This is a genomic window from uncultured Acinetobacter sp. (assembly GCF_947624825.1).
GTDB lineage: Bacteria > Pseudomonadota > Gammaproteobacteria > Pseudomonadales > Moraxellaceae > Acinetobacter.
In genome coordinates, this window is the sequence record NZ_CANQLZ010000052.1 from 1 (window position 1) to 15510 (window position 15510).

22 protein-coding genes, 4 tRNA genes and 1 pseudogene are annotated in these 15510 nt (G+C 43.1%); 21 read left to right on the top strand and 6 right to left on the bottom strand.

Features of this window, described 5'->3' with window-relative positions; all coding sequences use genetic code 11:
* The 17 genes and pseudogenes from Q0017_RS11025 to Q0017_RS11105 all read left to right on the top strand — a co-directional run.
* Positions 1-156: pseudogene (locus Q0017_RS11025) on the top strand (50S ribosomal protein L5); the annotation flags it as partial.
* A 9-nt stretch (positions 157-165) separates the two neighbouring features.
* Positions 166-471 (top strand): 30S ribosomal protein S14, encoded by a 306-nt coding sequence (rpsN, locus tag Q0017_RS11030; RefSeq protein WP_087527386.1) that lies wholly within the window; start codon positions 166-168, stop codon positions 469-471.
* A gap of 12 nt (positions 472-483) precedes the next feature.
* Positions 484-879 (top strand): 30S ribosomal protein S8, encoded by a 396-nt coding sequence (rpsH, locus tag Q0017_RS11035; protein ID WP_297423744.1) that lies wholly within the window; start codon positions 484-486, stop codon positions 877-879.
* Between the two features lie 13 nt (positions 880-892).
* A complete protein-coding gene (rplF, locus tag Q0017_RS11040) occupies positions 893-1426 on the top strand; it encodes a 50S ribosomal protein L6 (protein ID WP_298146663.1) in 534 nt (177 codons plus the stop codon).
* A 14-nt stretch (positions 1427-1440) separates the two neighbouring features.
* Complete coding sequence (gene rplR, locus Q0017_RS11045) at positions 1441-1791, top strand: 50S ribosomal protein L18 (protein ID WP_004281497.1); 351 nt, start codon at positions 1441-1443, stop codon at positions 1789-1791.
* 2 nt (positions 1792-1793) lie between these two features.
* Positions 1794-2291, top strand: coding sequence for a 30S ribosomal protein S5 (gene rpsE / locus Q0017_RS11050; protein WP_298146665.1), 498 nt, complete (start codon positions 1794-1796; stop codon positions 2289-2291).
* A 5-nt stretch (positions 2292-2296) separates the two neighbouring features.
* Positions 2297-2473, top strand: coding sequence for a 50S ribosomal protein L30 (gene rpmD, locus Q0017_RS11055; RefSeq protein ID WP_005094139.1), 177 nt, complete (start codon positions 2297-2299; stop codon positions 2471-2473).
* Between the two features lie 3 nt (positions 2474-2476).
* Entirely contained in the window at positions 2477-2917 is a 441-nt protein-coding gene (gene rplO, locus Q0017_RS11060) for a 50S ribosomal protein L15 (RefSeq protein WP_297423751.1), read from the top strand.
* A gap of 45 nt (positions 2918-2962) precedes the next feature.
* Positions 2963-4282, top strand: coding sequence for a preprotein translocase subunit SecY (secY, locus tag Q0017_RS11065; protein WP_298146695.1), 1320 nt, complete (start codon positions 2963-2965; stop codon positions 4280-4282).
* Positions 4283-4302: 20 nt separating this feature from the next.
* Entirely contained in the window at positions 4303-4419 is a 117-nt protein-coding gene (rpmJ, locus tag Q0017_RS11070; RefSeq protein WP_000867907.1) for a 50S ribosomal protein L36, read from the top strand.
* A gap of 106 nt (positions 4420-4525) precedes the next feature.
* Positions 4526-4882: a 30S ribosomal protein S13 gene (rpsM, locus tag Q0017_RS11075; protein ID WP_122899928.1), complete on the top strand. Its 357-nt coding sequence runs from the start codon at positions 4526-4528 to the stop codon at positions 4880-4882.
* Between the two features lie 19 nt (positions 4883-4901).
* Positions 4902-5288 carry a 30S ribosomal protein S11 gene (gene rpsK / locus Q0017_RS11080; protein WP_001040166.1) on the top strand — a complete coding sequence of 129 codons (387 nt, stop codon included), beginning with the start codon at positions 4902-4904 and terminating at the stop codon, positions 5286-5288.
* Positions 5289-5300: 12 nt separating this feature from the next.
* Positions 5301-5927 (top strand): 30S ribosomal protein S4, encoded by a 627-nt coding sequence (gene rpsD, locus Q0017_RS11085; RefSeq protein ID WP_122899930.1) that lies wholly within the window; start codon positions 5301-5303, stop codon positions 5925-5927.
* A gap of 17 nt (positions 5928-5944) precedes the next feature.
* A complete protein-coding gene (gene rpoA, locus Q0017_RS11090) occupies positions 5945-6952 on the top strand; it encodes a DNA-directed RNA polymerase subunit alpha (RefSeq protein WP_034587449.1) in 1008 nt (335 codons plus the stop codon).
* Positions 6953-6970: 18 nt separating this feature from the next.
* Positions 6971-7336 carry a 50S ribosomal protein L17 gene (gene rplQ / locus Q0017_RS11095; protein ID WP_004691290.1) on the top strand — a complete coding sequence of 122 codons (366 nt, stop codon included), beginning with the start codon at positions 6971-6973 and terminating at the stop codon, positions 7334-7336.
* Between the two features lie 228 nt (positions 7337-7564).
* Complete coding sequence (locus Q0017_RS11100; RefSeq protein ID WP_298146672.1) at positions 7565-7819, top strand: succinate dehydrogenase assembly factor 2; 255 nt, start codon at positions 7565-7567, stop codon at positions 7817-7819.
* The gene (locus tag Q0017_RS11105; protein WP_298146675.1) at positions 7812-8189 is read left to right on the top strand and encodes a hypothetical protein; all 378 of its coding nucleotides are present in this window, start codon (positions 7812-7814) and stop codon (positions 8187-8189) included. Before Q0017_RS11100 ends, Q0017_RS11105 begins: the two co-directional genes overlap by 8 nt.
* On the opposite strand, the gene Q0017_RS11110 is transcribed toward Q0017_RS11105, so the two are convergent.
* From Q0017_RS11110 to rnr, 6 genes are all read right to left on the bottom strand, one after another.
* Positions 8176-9051, bottom strand: a complete 876-nt coding sequence (locus tag Q0017_RS11110; protein WP_298146678.1) for a DMT family transporter — start codon at positions 9049-9051, stop codon at positions 8176-8178. The genes Q0017_RS11105 and Q0017_RS11110 overlap by 14 nt on opposite strands.
* A 31-nt stretch (positions 9052-9082) precedes the next feature.
* Positions 9083-9514 carry a hypothetical protein gene (locus Q0017_RS11115; protein ID WP_298146681.1) on the bottom strand — a complete coding sequence of 144 codons (432 nt, stop codon included), beginning with the start codon at positions 9512-9514 and terminating at the stop codon, positions 9083-9085.
* Positions 9515-9519: 5 nt separating this feature from the next.
* Positions 9520-9726, bottom strand: coding sequence for a YheV family putative zinc ribbon protein (locus Q0017_RS11120; RefSeq protein WP_298146684.1), 207 nt, complete (start codon positions 9724-9726; stop codon positions 9520-9522).
* A 48-nt stretch (positions 9727-9774) separates the two neighbouring features.
* The gene (locus Q0017_RS11125; RefSeq protein ID WP_298146687.1) at positions 9775-11805 is read right to left on the bottom strand and encodes a M3 family metallopeptidase; all 2031 of its coding nucleotides are present in this window, start codon (positions 11803-11805) and stop codon (positions 9775-9777) included.
* 103 nt (positions 11806-11908) lie between these two features.
* Entirely contained in the window at positions 11909-12286 is a 378-nt protein-coding gene (locus Q0017_RS11130) for a PEGA domain-containing protein (protein WP_298146689.1), read from the bottom strand.
* A 101-nt stretch (positions 12287-12387) separates the two neighbouring features.
* Positions 12388-14838 (bottom strand): ribonuclease R, encoded by a 2451-nt coding sequence (rnr, locus tag Q0017_RS11135; protein ID WP_298146692.1) that lies wholly within the window; start codon positions 14836-14838, stop codon positions 12388-12390.
* Positions 14839-15081: 243 nt separating this feature from the next.
* Here rnr and Q0017_RS11140 point away from each other — a divergent pair.
* The 4 genes from Q0017_RS11140 to Q0017_RS11155 all read left to right on the top strand — a co-directional run bounded on the left by Q0017_RS11140 (position 15082) and on the right by Q0017_RS11155 (position 15499).
* A tRNA-Ser gene (locus Q0017_RS11140) sits at positions 15082-15171 on the top strand.
* 13 nt (positions 15172-15184) lie between these two features.
* Positions 15185-15261 (top strand) — tRNA-Arg (locus Q0017_RS11145).
* A gap of 42 nt (positions 15262-15303) precedes the next feature.
* Positions 15304-15380, top strand: a tRNA-Arg gene (locus Q0017_RS11150).
* Between the two features lie 42 nt (positions 15381-15422).
* Positions 15423-15499: transfer RNA gene (locus Q0017_RS11155), tRNA-Arg, on the top strand.
* Positions 15500-15510: the final 11 nt, after the last annotated feature.

The following is a 15510-nucleotide window of genomic DNA, read 5'->3' on the forward strand; positions in this document are numbered from 1 at the left end:
TACTCGATGGGTCTTAAGGAACAGATCATGTTCCCTGAAATCGATTTTGATAAGATTGATCGTATTCGTGGTATGGATATTACCATCACTACGACTGCTCGCACCGATGACGAAGGCCGTGCGCTTATGCGTGCATTTGGCTTCCCGTTCAAATAAGAGGTCGATATGGCTAAGAAGAGTATGATTAATCGCGAATTGAAACGCGAAGCTACTGTTGCTAAATACGCTGCGAAACGTGCTGAATTAAAAGCAATTATCGCAAACGTAAATGCATCAGACGAAGAACGTTTCGAAGCGATGATGAAATTTCAAGCATTACCACGTAATGCATCTCCAGTTCGCCTACGTAACCGTTGTGGTTTAACTGGTCGTCCGCATGGTTATTTCCGTAAGTTCGGTTTAAGCCGTAACAAACTACGTGATACCGTAATGCAAGGTGATGTACCTGGCGTTGTTAAGGCAAGCTGGTAAGGAGCACTATAAATGAGTATGCAAGATACCGTTGCCGACATGTTAACACGTGTTCGTAACGCGCAAATGGCTAAGAAACAAACTGTTTCTATGCCAAACTCTAAGTTGAAAGTTGCGATTGCAAACGTTCTTGTACAAGAAGGTTACATCGCTGACGTAGCGGTTGCTGATGCCGAAGGTAAAGCAACGCTTACTTTGACTTTAAAATATTTCGAAGGCAAACCAGTTATCGAAACTGTGAAGCGCGTAAGCCGTCCAGGTCTACGTCAATATCGCGGTAAAGATGCACTTCCAAGCGTTAAGCAAGGTTTAGGTATTGCAATTGTTTCTACAAGCAAAGGCATCATGACTGATCGCGCTGCACGTGCTGCGGGCATCGGTGGTGAAGTTATTGCTTTTGTTTCTTAATAGGTGATTCCTCATGTCTCGTGTGGCTAAAGCCCCAGTAACTGTACCGAATGGTGTAACAGTTACTCAGAACGGCCGGCAGGTCGAAGTGAAAGGCACTAAAGGTACATTGTCTTTCAACCTGCATGCGCTGGTCGAGCTTAAACAGGAAGACGGTACTCTGGCTATTGCTCCAGTACAAGAGTCGAAAGACGCTTGGATGCAAGCTGGTACTGCTCGCGCTGTGCTTAACAACCTTGTAAAAGGTGTTAGCGAAGGTTTCGAACGTAAGTTACAGCTTATCGGTGTTGGTTATAAAGCTGCGGTTAAAGGTAACGTTGTTAACCTTAACCTAGGTTTTTCTCACCCGATCGATTACAACCTTCCTGAAGGTGTAACTGCTGAAACTCCTACAGCAACTGAAATCGTACTGAAATCAGCTGATAAAGCTGCACTAGGTCAAGTTGCTGCAGATATCCGTGGTTACCGTCCACCAGAGCCTTATAAAGGTAAAGGTGTTCGTTATTCTGATGAAGTTGTACTTCGTAAAGAAGCTAAGAAGAAATAAGGCGCGAGGTTCTTATGAACGAAAAGAAACAATCCCGTTTGCGTCGTGCGAAAAGCACACGCTTGCACATCCGTGCGTTGGGTGCGACTCGTTTGTGTGTAAACCGCACTCCGCGTCACATCTATGCTCAAGTTATCTCAGCAGATGGTGGCAAAGTATTAGCGCAAGCTTCTACTTTAGACGCTACTCTACGTGCTGGTACAACTGGTAACGTTGAAGCGGCTCAAAAAGTTGGTGCTTTAATTGCAGAGCGTGCGAAAGCAGCTGGCGTAACTAAAGTTGCATTTGACCGTTCTGGTTTCAAATATCATGGTCGTATCAAAGCCTTGGCTGATGCTGCTCGTGAAAACGGCTTGGAGTTCTAATCATGGCTAAAGTTGAACAAAACGAAGGTCTTGTTGAAAAGCTGGTTGCCGTTGATCGTGTAGCCAAAGTTGTTAAGGGTGGTCGTATCTTCTCTTTCACAGCATTAACTGTTGTGGGTGATGGTAATGGTCGCGTAGGTTTTGGTCGTGGTAAAGCACGTGAAGTTCCAGCTGCTATTTCTAAAGCACTTGAAGCTGCTCGTCGTAACATGATTACAGTTGACCTTGTTAACGGTACTGTACAACATCCTATTAATGCTCGTCACGGTGCAAGCCGCGTTTACATGCAACCTGCTTCTGAAGGTACTGGTGTAATTGCTGGTGGTGCTATGCGTGCAGTTTTAGAAGCTGTTGGCGTACACAACGTGTTGACAAAATGCTATGGTTCTACTAACGCTGCTAACGTAGTAAACGCGACTTTCAACGGTCTGCGTGATATGACTTCTCCTGAGAAAGTCGCTGCGAAACGTGGTCTTTCAGTAGAACAAATTCAAGGGTAATAATCATGAAAACGATTAAAGTTACCCAGACTAAATCTGCATCGCATCGCTTGAAAAATCACAAGCTTAGCCTTCAAGGTTTAGGTCTGCGTCGTATTGGTCATACTGTAGAAGTGCAAGATACGCCTTCTAACCGTGGTATGATCAACCAAGTCTACTATATGGTTAGTGTAGAGGAATAAGCCATGACTCTGCGTTTAAATACAATTGCACCTGCAGAAGGTGCTAAACGTGAAAGCGTTCGTCTAGGCCGTGGTATCGGTTCTGGTATGGGTAAGACTGGTGGCCGTGGTGTCAAAGGTCAAAACTCACGTAAGAGCGGTGGTACTCGTCCAGGCTTTGAAGGCGGTCAAACAGCGTTATATCGTCGTTTGCCTAAATTCGGCTTCACTAGCCAACAGGCATTGAAAACAGCTGAAGTACGTTTATCTGAGCTTAACAAAGTTGAAGGCGATATCATTTCTCTTGAAACTTTAAAAGCTGCAAACGTTGTACGTAAAGATATGTTACGTGCTCGTATCGTACTTTCTGGTGAAATTACTCGCGCATTCACTGTTCAAGGTGTTGCATTGACTAAAGGCGCTAAAGCTGCTGTTGAAGCTGCTGGCGGTAAAGTCGAGGAGTAATCTCCAGTGTCTATGACTCCTAGTTCTGCAGGTCATGTTAACATGATGAAAGGTCAACCGTTTCACGTCAAATATCGTGAAATTATTCGCCGAATGATGTTTCTCATTGGTGCGTTGTTGGTCTTTCGACTAGGAGCGCATATTCCGGTACCGGGCATCGACAATGCTGCCCTTGAGAACTTATTTAATGCAAACTCAGGTACAATCCTGGGTTTGTTTAATATGTTTTCAGGCGGTGCATTAGAGCGAATGTCTATTCTTGCTCTTGGGATCATGCCTTACATTTCTGCCTCGATTATCGTGCAGTTGATGTCAACAGTGGTTCCATCGCTCGAAGCTTTGAAAAAAGAAGGCGAGCAGGGTAAGCGTAAAATTAACCAATATACGCGACAAGGTACATTGTTCCTTGCTTTAGTGCAGTCGATTGGTATGTGTGCAGGTCTGATTAGTCAAGGGATTACCTTAACGTCAGGACTTGCTTTTTACATTCCAGCCGTGACTTCATTGGTAGCAGGCACTATGTTCTTGATGTGGTTAGGTGAGCAGATCACTGAACGCGGGGTAGGTAATGGTATATCCATGATTATCTTTGCGGGTATTGTTGCAGGTTTGCCGAACTTAGTGATGCAATCATTTAGTTCAATTGATAGTGGACAATCAAGTTTGATTGGCTTAGCGATCTTCGCTCTGTTATCATTGGCAGTATTGGCAGCAATTGTGTTTATTGAGAAGGCGCAGCGTCGCATTCCAGTAAACTATGCTCAAAAACAACAAGGTCGTCGTGTATTTGCTGCACAGCAGACACATTTGCCGTTAAAAATTAATATGGCAGGTGTTATTCCGGCAATTTTTGCCAGCTCATTGCTTTTGTTCCCCGCGAGCTTAGGTCAGTGGGTCGGTAGTGCCGATCCTGATGCAGGGTTAATTCAGCGTAGCCTACAAGATTTGGCACTCGTGTTGTCGCCTGGACAGCCGTTATATTTGGTGCTCTTTGGTGCGTTAATTATCTTCTTCTGTTATTTCTATACGGCGCTTGTATTTAGCCCTAAAGAAGTCTCAGAGAATCTTAAACGTAGCGGAGCTTATGTGCCCGGTATACGCCCAGGTGAGCAAACTGCTCGTTACTTAGATCACATTCTCAATCGTTTGACTTTTATTGGCGCGATCTACATCACTGTGGTGTGTCTAATGCCAATGGTATTGCAAAGTTCATTTGGAATCCCATTTAGCTTAGGTGGCACATCGTTACTGATTGTGGTTGTTGTGGTGATGGATTTTATGGCTCAGCTACAAGCTCATCTCACCTCGCATCAATACGATAATCAAACATTAATGAGAAAAACGACTGCTCATCCTCAGGGATAAGCGCACTTAGAGGTTTCATCATGAAAGTACAAGCTTCTGTAAAGAAAATTTGTGGTAGCTGTAAAGTTATCCGTCGTAATGGGGTTATCCGCGTGATTTGTAGCGCAGAACCTCGTCATAAGCAGCGTCAAGGTTAATCTGATCAAGACCTGTTGATTTCAGTAGGCTAATTAGGTTATTATCCGCCCCTCAAGATTTTTGTGGGGCGGTTGATTATCTCTACCGCCTTTTTGGAGAAAGTGAATGGCTCGTATTGCCGGTGTAAACATTCCGGATAACAAGCATGCTGTTATCTCCCTTACGTATATCTTTGGTATCGGTCGCCACACTGCTAAGCAAATCTTAGCTGCTGTTGGTATCGAAACTACTACCAAGATTCGTGAGTTGGACGATGCTCAGCTTGATGCGATTCGTGCAGAAGTTGCTAAGGTTCCTACCGAAGGTGACTTACGTCGCGAAATTTCCATGAACATTAAACGTTTAATGGATTTAGGCTGCTACCGTGGTCTTCGTCATCGTCGTAGCTTGCCTGTCCGCGGTCAACGCACAAAAACTAACGCACGTACCCGTAAAGGTCCGCGCAAACCGATTAAAAAGTAAGATTTCTGGAAGCTAAAAGATGGCTAAAGATACTCGCACACGCAAGAAGGTCACTCGTACCGTCTCTGAAGGTGTTGCACACATTCACGCGTCTTTTAATAACACCATTGTAACGATTACCGATCGTCAAGGTAATGCATTGGCTTGGGCCACTTCAGGTGGACAAGGCTTCCGTGGATCACGTAAATCAACTCCGTTCGCTGCTCAGGTAGCTGCTGAAGTTGCTGGTAAAGCAGCTTTAGACTACGGTTTGAAAAACTTGGACGTCCTTGTAAAAGGTCCTGGTCCAGGTCGTGAATCTGCGGTTCGTGCATTAGGCGCAGTGGGTTATAAGATTAACAGCATTACCGATGTGACACCAATTCCTCACAACGGTTGCCGTCCACCTAAAAAACGTCGCGTGTAAGGAGAAACATTCATGGCTCGTTATATTGGTCCAAAATGCAAACTCTCTCGCCGCGAAGGGACAGACCTGCAATTAAAATCTGGCGTTAAACCGTTTGACGTTAAGACTAAAAAACATGCTAAAGCTCCAGGCCAACACGGCGGAGCTCGTGGTAGCAAACAATCTGAGTACTCACTACAATTACGTGAAAAACAAAAAGTACGTCGTATGTACGGTGTTTTAGAACGTCAATTTAGTAACTACTACAAAGAAGCAGCTCGTGTTAAAGGCGCAACTGGTGAGAACTTGTTAAAGTTACTCGAAAGCCGTCTTGATAACGTTGTTTATCGCATGGGTTTCGGTTCTACACGTGCAGAAGCTCGTCAGTTAGTATCTCACCGTTCAATCACTTTAAATGGCCGTCGCGTTAACATCGCGTCTATCCAAGTTAAAGCTGGTGACGTGATTGCAGTTCACGAAGGCGCTAAACAACAATTACGTATTAAAAACGCAATTGAATTAGCTGCACAACGTGGTACAGCTTCATGGATCGAAGTAGATCATTCGAAACTTGAAGGTACATTCAAAGCTGCTCCAGATCGTTCTGATTTACCTGCTGAAATCAACGAAAGCTTGATTGTAGAATTGTATTCTAAATAATCCTTGAGGTGGCAATAATGACGCGTACTGCAAATGAGTTTCTAACTCCGCAAGCGATCAAGGTCGAAGCGGCAAGCGGGACCTCGGCAAAAGTTATTCTAGAACCCTTAGAGCGTGGCTTTGGTCACACTCTGGGCAATGCTTTACGTCGCATCCTTCTTTCTTCTTTACCTGGCGCAGCTGTGGTTGAAGTAGAGATTGAAGGTGTTGAGCACGAGTACAGTACTTTGGAAGGCTTGCAGCAGGACATCGTCGAGCTCTTGCTGAACCTAAAAGGATTGTCTATTAAGCTGTTCGATCAAAATGAAGCTTATTTAACATTAGAAAAACAAGGGCCAGGCGACGTAACAGCGGCTGACCTTCGTTTACCTCATAATGTTGAAGTGGTTAACCCTGAGCATTTGATCGGCACGTTAAGTGCTACAGGCAATCTTAAGATGCGCCTGAAAGTTGCTCAAGGTCGTGGTTATGAGACTTCTGACTCACGCTTCCCAGAGGGCGAAACTCGCCCTGTAGGTCGCTTACAGTTAGATGCGTCTTATAGCCCAATCAAACGTGTGTCTTACACAGTTGAAAATGCTCGTGTAGAACAACGTACAGACCTTGATAAACTGATCATTGATCTTGAAACAAATGGTACTGTTGATCCTGAAGAAGCAATTCGTAAGGCAGCAACGATCTTGCAACAACAAATCGCGATTTTTGTTGACCTGCAAAAAGATCAAGCACCAGTTGCTCAAGAACCTCGCGAAGAAGTTGATCCAATCTTGCTTCGTCCAGTAGATGATCTAGAGCTTACTGTTCGTTCTGCTAACTGTTTGAAGGCAGAAAACATTTACTACATTGGTGATCTTGTTCAGCGCACTGAGGTGGAGCTTCTCAAAACTCCTAACCTTGGTAAAAAGTCGCTTACTGAGATCAAAGATGTTCTGGCATCGAAAGGCTTACAGCTCGGCATGCGTTTAGAGAACTGGCCACCGGCTAGCCTCCGCATGGACGACCGTTTCGCTTATCGTAGCCGTTAATTAAGTAGGACTATCACCATGCGTCATCGTAATAGTGGTGTGAAATTAGGCCGTACAAGCAGTCATCGTAAAGCGATGTTCCAAAACATGGCTAATTCTTTGTTCGAGCACGAGTTAATCAAAACGACTGTGCCTAAAGCAAAAGAGTTACGTCGTGTAGCTGAGCCTTTAATCACTTTAGCTAAAAACGATACTGTTGCAAACCGCCGTTTAGCGTTTGCTCGTACTCGTTCAGCAGCAACTGTTGGTAAATTATTTACCGTTCTTGGCCCTCGTTACAAAGAACGTAACGGCGGTTATCTACGTGTTCTTAAAGCGGGCTTCCGTGCAGGTGATGCTGCGCCGATGGCTTACGTTGAACTAGTAGATCGCGAAGTTAAATAATTTCGTAAGAACTGTTCAGTTGTTCTAAAAAAGACCGGTGTTTCACCGGTCTTTTTTATTGCCTAAAATTTGATATGGATATCTTTTTGTGAGTTCTAGAGAGCTTCATTTTGTTTAAGTTGCTTGCCTGTTTTAGCTTTAAGCGACAAGACTTTGGCATCGCAAGCTACGCCATTCAGGTTTAAAATCGGGTACACTTAAATCAGATAATTACTCTTGGGACATACCATGCAAGATATCAGCTTAGAAGAACGTAAGGTGATTTACCGCGCTCGTCGCGGTTTAAAAGAAATTGATGTTTATTTTGACCCATACGTGAAAAACCATTATTTACAAGCAGATGCTGAAGAAAGAGCCACATTTGCCGAATTAGTGGAACAAGAAGATCCAGATTTACTCGATTGGTTTATGGAAGTGTCTGAGCCGCCACGTCCAGAAATGCGCGCTTTGATTAATAAACTTAAAGATTACGTACATGGCTAAAACTTGCTTGCAACTCAAACGTAGCTTAATAGGCTACGCGGTACAGTTGTGCTTGGCAGGTGTTGTAATTAGTATATGTGCGATAACGCTATCAGGGTGGCTCACTTTGCTTGCCACCTTGATTATAATCTTGAGCTATCTACACTTTTTTTACCAAGATCGTGTGGTGCAGCTTGAATATTTTGCTAATGGTCAATGGACTTTAATCACTCAAAAGCAAAACATAACAACCGATAGCATTCAAAAAATTATTGATCATGGCGTGTATGTGGTGATCTTCTTTGTAAAACAGCCGCCCTTAGTGATTTGGTCTGATCAACTTGCAGCAGCTGATTGGAAGCGTGTAAAGGTGCTTGCTAAGCTTTATTAGCACTTTTTTTAAACAGTGGGCTGCACATTAAAATCGCGATTAAAATAAATCCAAAGCCAACCAAACTTAAAGCATCAGGCATTTCTTGCCAAAACCAATAGCCCCAAATCCCTGCAAAAATAATTGCAATATAATTTACAGGTCCAATTTGGCTTGCAGGTGCTAATTTATAAGCATTGGATAAAAATAACTGACTGATATTGGCCAGTAGTCCTATACTAATTAATAAACTCAGTTCAGCCAAAGTATAAGTTCGCCACAGCCAAAACATAGGGATCATAGATACCAAACTGCCAATCAAACAAAAATAAAATACAATTCGCTCAGGCGGTTCGGTGGCTGTTAAAGCACGCACAGTCACAAAAGCCATGGCTGCTAAAAAGCTTGCACCTAAGCCAATGCCGGACATCAGATTAAATAAGCCCTGATCAGGTTTAGCTACGCATAACACACCCAACAAACCAATAACCGCAGCACACAGCATACTGCTAGTTATTTTCTCTTTTAAAAATAACCAAGCAATTAAAGGAATAAAAATGGGCGATGAATAGGTAAATACCATGGCATTAGAGAGTTTTAAATGCGCTATGGCATAGAAAAAGCCATACATGGCGGTTAAGCCTGCCAAAGCACGCCAAGTGTGCATCCAAATTTTATCGGTTTTAAAAAAGCTGCTGCCTTTATTTAAAATTAAAGGCAGAAAAATAAACAAGCCAATAAAATTACGAAAAAAAACGATCGTGGCATTGTCCAGACTATGCGATGCATAACGAATACATACGCCCATCAACGAAAATAAAAATGCTGCGATGGTCAAGCAACCAATAGCTTTGAATAAAGGCGAGTTGATCACTTTAGACATTAGACACGCACCATTGCAATGTAACGGATCATCAAGATGGGTTTACAGGTGATTGATTATTCAGTTGTTGTTCGAGGAATTCAATTTGTTGCTGTTTAAGGCGAATTAACTCATCTGCGCTAAGATTTTGCTGCTGTAGCATTTTTTCTTGTTGCTGTAATTGTTGTTGAATATCATCTTGTTTGGCAATTTCTTCTTTGATTAAAGTGATATTTTCAGGCAAGTCTTGTTTTAATAGTTCTTCATCGACCAATACTTTATTTGGAGTCGGCACAAATGCCTCTGAGGCAGCCAAATTAGAGTTTGTAGAATTAGTTTGATCTAGTGTGGTTTGAGGTGGATGTAGGGGCAGACTTGGCTGTTGAGGTAACCACCAATAAGTACTTATCGCAACCGTGATTACGACAAGTACACTTGCAATCAGCCAAACTAAGTTTGAAGCATAACGTGGCTTATTTGACATAAGTTTTAAGCTTTACGTGGTTTAAATTGAATCACGCCAATTTCATCGGCAACCGCAGGTACTTCAGGTTCAAGCACTTCGGTTGGGCGATTTTCTGAATAGTCACATTCAATACACTCGATCCATTCAGCATCGGCTGTGGTGAGCATCACAATACGGTCTTGGGCTTCACAGCGTGGACATTTAGCACCTGCAATAAAACGACGCTTCATAATGATGATACTCACTGTAGACTAAAATTTGCCACTATTTTACGCAACTTAGGCGTTATTCGTCCAACCTTGATGACGTAATAATGCATCAATTTTAGGTTCACGACCGCGGAAATTAACAAAGGCCTCTAACGCACTGTCACGACCACCCACTGCAAGCACCGCTTGACGGAATTCTTGACCGGTTTGGGTATTAAAAATCCCTTCATGTTCAAAACGATCAAAAGCATCACTGGCTAATACTTCAGCCCATTTATATGAGTAGTAACCTGCTGCATAGCCTCCGGCAAAAATATGGCTAAAGCTATGTTGGAAGCGGTTATAAGCGACACTTGGTACTACACTAAATTGTGCGCGAATCTGATCTAGCGTGCTTTGAATACCTTGTGCATCTAAAGCAGGACTGGTGGCATGAATATTTAAATCAAATAAAGCAAATTCAATTTGACGTAAGGTTTGCATTCCTGATTGGAAAAATCGTGCATCTAATAGGGCTTTGAGTAAGTCGCTTGGCAAATGTTGCTTGGTTTCAATATGTTCGCTCAGCAAGCTCAAGCTTTCTTGATCCCATGCCCAAAACTCCATAAATTGGCTTGGTAGCTCGACCGCATCCCATGCCACGCCATGTGTACCGGCCACAGAGATGTTGTCCACTTCGGTGAGCATATGATGCAAGCCGTGTCCAAATTCATGGAATAAGGTAATCACTTCATCATGGGTGAGCAAAGCAGGTTGCTCACCTACAGGTGGCGTAAAGTTACACACCATATAGCAGATTGGTTTTTGTAAGCCGTGTTGTGTTTGCATGCGTGAGCGGAAACCACTCATCCATGCACCACCACGTTTGCCACTACGTGCATATAAATCAAAGTAAAAACCACCAAGGACTTGACCTTGATCTTCAAGTTCAAAATAACGTGCATCTGCATGCCAAACCGGTGCTTGACGCTCAATAACGTCTATACCATATAAACGTTTTACAATGCTAAATAAGCCTTGTAGCACTTTAGGTGCGGGGAAGTAAGGCTTAAGTGCCTCTTGAGAGAGGTTAAATTGCGCTACTTTGAGTTTTTCAGAGTAAAAGGTGCTATCCCATGGCTGAAGCTCAACAATGCCATCAGCCGCAGCAATGGCTTTGAGTGCGCTAATGTCTTGGGTTGCAGGTTGGCGCGCGTGTTCAGCCAATTCAGCCAAGAAGGTTTGCACACTTGTTACATCAGGTGCCATTTTGCTGGCGAGTGATAATTCCGCATAGTTATTAAAGCCAAGTAAAGCGGCCATTTCTTGACGCAAGCTTAGAATCTCTTGCATTACTTCAGTATTATCAAAGTCCAGATTTTCGGCTTGATCTGAGGCACGTGTGGTGTAAGCCTTATACAAGCTTTCACGTAGTGCACGATCTTCGGCATAGGTCATAATCGCCAAATATGATGGAAAATCGAGCGTTGCGACAGCTTGTTCAAGTTCGCGTTGCTGACCATATTGTTTTAATAACTCAACACTACTTGCAGGTAAGCCTTTAAGCTCGTCTTCAGACAACGCTTTAAAATAGGCTTGTGTGGCATCTAAAACATGATTGGAAAAATCAGAGGACAATTGCGATAAACGAGCAGAAATTTCAGCATAGCGTTTTTTTGCTGCGCCCTCTAAAGCCACACCTGAGAGTTTAAAATCACGTAGGGCTAGGCGAATAGCACTTTGTTGTGCTGCACTTAAGTCGCTATATTCAGTGGCATCGTGTACCTGTTGAAAGGTTTGATACAACACAGTGTGTTGACCAAGCTCTGTATAATAAGCACTTAAACTAGGCAGTAAAGCTTGGTAGACCTCACGTGTTTGGCTGTTGTTCATCACTGCATTTAAATGCGACAACACGCCCCATGCTTCACTCATATTATTTTCAAGCGTATCGAGTTGCTCAATTGTTTCTAAGCGAGCCGCTTGTTGCTCAGGCACCTGATTTAAATTGTGTAAAAATGCTTGGCCTTGATTGATTGCATCTTGAATCTGTTGTTGTAATTGCTCAAGGATGATTTGATCAAACTGTGGAACTGGCAAGGTGGCCTGTTGGAGTGTCATATCTGGATTGCTCTATTTTATCTTAATACTAGATGTAGGGCTTGTTGAGCGGAAAATCAAGCATAAAGCCAAGAAAAAGAGCGCCGAAGCGCTCCTTTTAAGATTAACAGTCTGGGTCAATGACATAACTGGTTTTATCAAATTTCTGCCATGCACCAGTTGCCGCACCATCAACAACTAAAATTGAAAAGATTCCCCAATCTATAAAAACACCTAATAAGGTGGTTGGGTCAAAGGTTTTTTGTGCTGTAATGGTAGTTGTCTTACAGCCTGCTTTTTCAGCTTTAATCACATAGTTTTCTTTTTTCTTGAAGGTATAAGCAGCTTGGTTTTTACCCATGTATTCTTCGTTTACATAGATTTTTGCATCAGCATCATTACTTCTAATATTCACTGTTTGGCTTGAACCGTTGAAAATGGTGGCACAGCCTGAAGTCATTAATGTAGTTGCAAGTAAAGTTGAAGTTAAAATTTTTCGCATGATTTGCCCCCTAGATAAAAGTGCAAAAGATATACACTTGAAAAATTTAGTCAAGGATTTTGTTTTGGCAAATAAAAAGAGCGCCGAAGCGCTCTTTTTATTTAGTCAGTTTGTGGTTTGGCGTTTGATTTCTTCTTTTTTGTCTTGGTTTTTTTCTTTAGCTTATCTTTAGCCTTTGCTTCAGATTTTCCTGCATGTTTTTTAACAGGCTTTTTACTGTAGGCACTGGGCTTTTTAGCTTTTTTCTTTTTAATGGGCTGTTCACCATCGTCGCCTGCATCACTGACGTTTGGACGCTCGTTAAAGGTCTGTTCGGTCACAACAGGGCGAGTGCGTGTAGCAGCCGCGCGTGGTGCTGAACTACGTGGCGCACGGCTACGCACAGGGCGACCGGCATGAGTCAATTGCTGTAGCAGTTCAAAATCAATCTTACGTTCTTCAAGATTGACACCGGCCACTTTAATTTTAACTTCATCGCCTAAGCTAAAGCTTTGGCCATGATTTTGTCCAATTAGGCTTTGGCTCATTTGATCATAAACAAAATAATCATCACCTAATTGACTGACATGAATCATGCCGTCGACGTACAAATCTTTAAGCGTCACAAACAGGCCAAATTCAGCCACTGCCGAGATAGTGCCTACAAAATCTTCACCAATATGCTGCTGCATATAATGGCATTTGAGCCATGTGGTGACTGAGCGTGAGGCTTCATCAGCACGACGTTCTGTGGCTGAAAAATGTGTGCCGGCTTCATCTAATGCACCACCTGATAATGGCGATGGTTTATTTTTGAGATGCGCTTTAATGGCACGATGCAACAATAAGTCAGGATAACGACGAATTGGAGAAGTAAAGTGAGTGTAAGCATCATAGGCTAAGCCATAGTGACCTGCATTATTTGGTCCATAATAGGCTTGCATCATCGAGCGCAATAACACGGCATGAATGCTTGGTGCATCAATACGGTCTTTAGTGGCTTCAATGACCGCTTGATAGTCGGCTTGGGTGGGTTGTTCAGGAAATGGCAAACCTAACAATTTGACAAAGTCACGCACTTTTTGAATACGCGAAAACTCAGGTGGCTCATGAATACGGTACAGCATTGGCACTTCATTTTTGAGCGCATATTCTGCTGCTGCAACGTTGGCCAACAACATGCATTCTTCAATGAGTTTGTGTGCATCGTTACGGCTACGCGGTAAAATTTCATTAATTCCACCAAGCTCGTCAAAGGTCATGTAAGTTTCAACAGTTTCAAATTCCATGGCATGACGTTCGGCACGTAAGCCTTTAAGCACTTGATACAATTGGAACAAGGTATTGAGTGACTTACGAACGCTACGGTCTTCGGTGAGCGCCGTGCTATCACCATCAAAATACTGCGCCACTTGGTCGTAAGTTAAACGTGCTTTTGAATGCATCACAGATGGATAGAATTCATAACCCGTAACACGACCCGCGCGTGAGAGTTTTAAGTCACACACCATACACAAGCGGTCTACGTTTGGATTAAGCGAACATAAACCATTAGATAATGCTTCTGGCAGCATTGGCAGTACAAAGTGTGGGAAATAAACGGAAGTACCACGCTCGATTGCTTCATCATCCAATGGCTTGCCCGGACGTACATAATGAGTTACATCGGCAATGGCAACTACTACACGATAACCGCCACCCGGACGTTTTTCAGCATAAACAGCATCATCAAAATCGCGCGCATCTTCACCATCAATGGTGACTAAGGCTAAATCACGTAAATCAATACGTCCTTCGCGGTCTTTTTCAGTTGGCTCTTTAAAGCTTGCGGCATCTTTGATGACGTCTTCGGGAAACTCATACGGCAAACCAAATTCTAAAATGGTTTGTGGAATAATGATTTCGGTATCTGATTTATCCGCCATGGATTGCACAATATGGCCGGTTGCAAATTCTTCTTTGGTGGGATAGGTATCAATCGCCACACGAATTGAATCGCCTAAATTGACTTTGGCATGTTCAATCAACTCTTTTTCTAAAGTAATTGGCTGATGACTATTGGGCGCACTTGGCTGCACAAAGTATTCGCCATCGTACATGGACACTTTACCAATCACTTGTTTAACACGGTGCTGCACAACTTCTGTGACAAAACCCCATGGCTTGCCTTTACGATCGACTGAAGTTTGGCGCACCTTTACACGGTCGCCATTAAACACTTGGCGTAATTCACGTTCAGGCAACAATAAATCATCGCTGCCGCTAATATTGGCAGTACCTAAACCTTTGCTATTGATATAGACAGTGGCTTCATGGGTCGGTTGTTCAGCAGCAATTTGGAATTTAAAACCATCTTTCATCAGCTGACCATCACGTACCATTGCAATTAAACGGTGTTGCAGGGCATCAATACTTTTTTGATCGGCGATTTCAAAATGTTCCACAAGATCAGCATGTGATTGTGACGTTTTTAGTTGGCTAACCGTTTCTAAAATTAGAGTACGGCTAGGGATGGGATTGTCATAACGTTCGGCTTCTGCCTTTGCTTCTGGATCGACCCAAGTTTTCATCATATCTTCAGTTTCTTATCAGTAGATTGCTTTAGCATAAGACATCCCGTGGCAGACTGCACGTCATTGACATGAATATTGTGTTTTGACTTAGTTTTTTTTGATAAACGTATGTTTTATATACTAAATATACTTGTTTTTACTAAAAGTGCTCAAAAAGTAGCTTGTTGAGTGATTTTTTTAGCTTTTTTTACTTTTAGGGCTTGCATGAAATCCTCTTCCTCTATAATATTGCCACCACGTTACGGTGAGATGGGTGAGTGGCTGAAACCACATCCCTGCTAAGGATGCATACGGGCAACTGTATCGAGGGTTCGAATCCCTCTCTCACCGCCAACTTACTTATACCGCGCTCATAGCTCAGCTGGATAGAGCACTTGGCTACGAACTAAGGGGTCGGGAGTTCGAATCTCTCTGAGCGCACCAATAAGTAAGTAAAACGCAGTCTGTAAGGACGACACAAGTTACGCGCTCATAGCTCAGCTGGATAGAGCACTTGGCTACGAACTAAGGGGTCGGGAGTTCGAATCTCTCTGAGCGCACCAATAAGTAAGTAAAACGCAGTCTGTAAGGACGACACAAGTTACGCGCTCATAGCTCAGCTGGATAGAGCACTTGGCTACGAACTAAGGGGTCGGGAGTTCGAATCTCTCTGAGCGCACCAACTTGAACAAT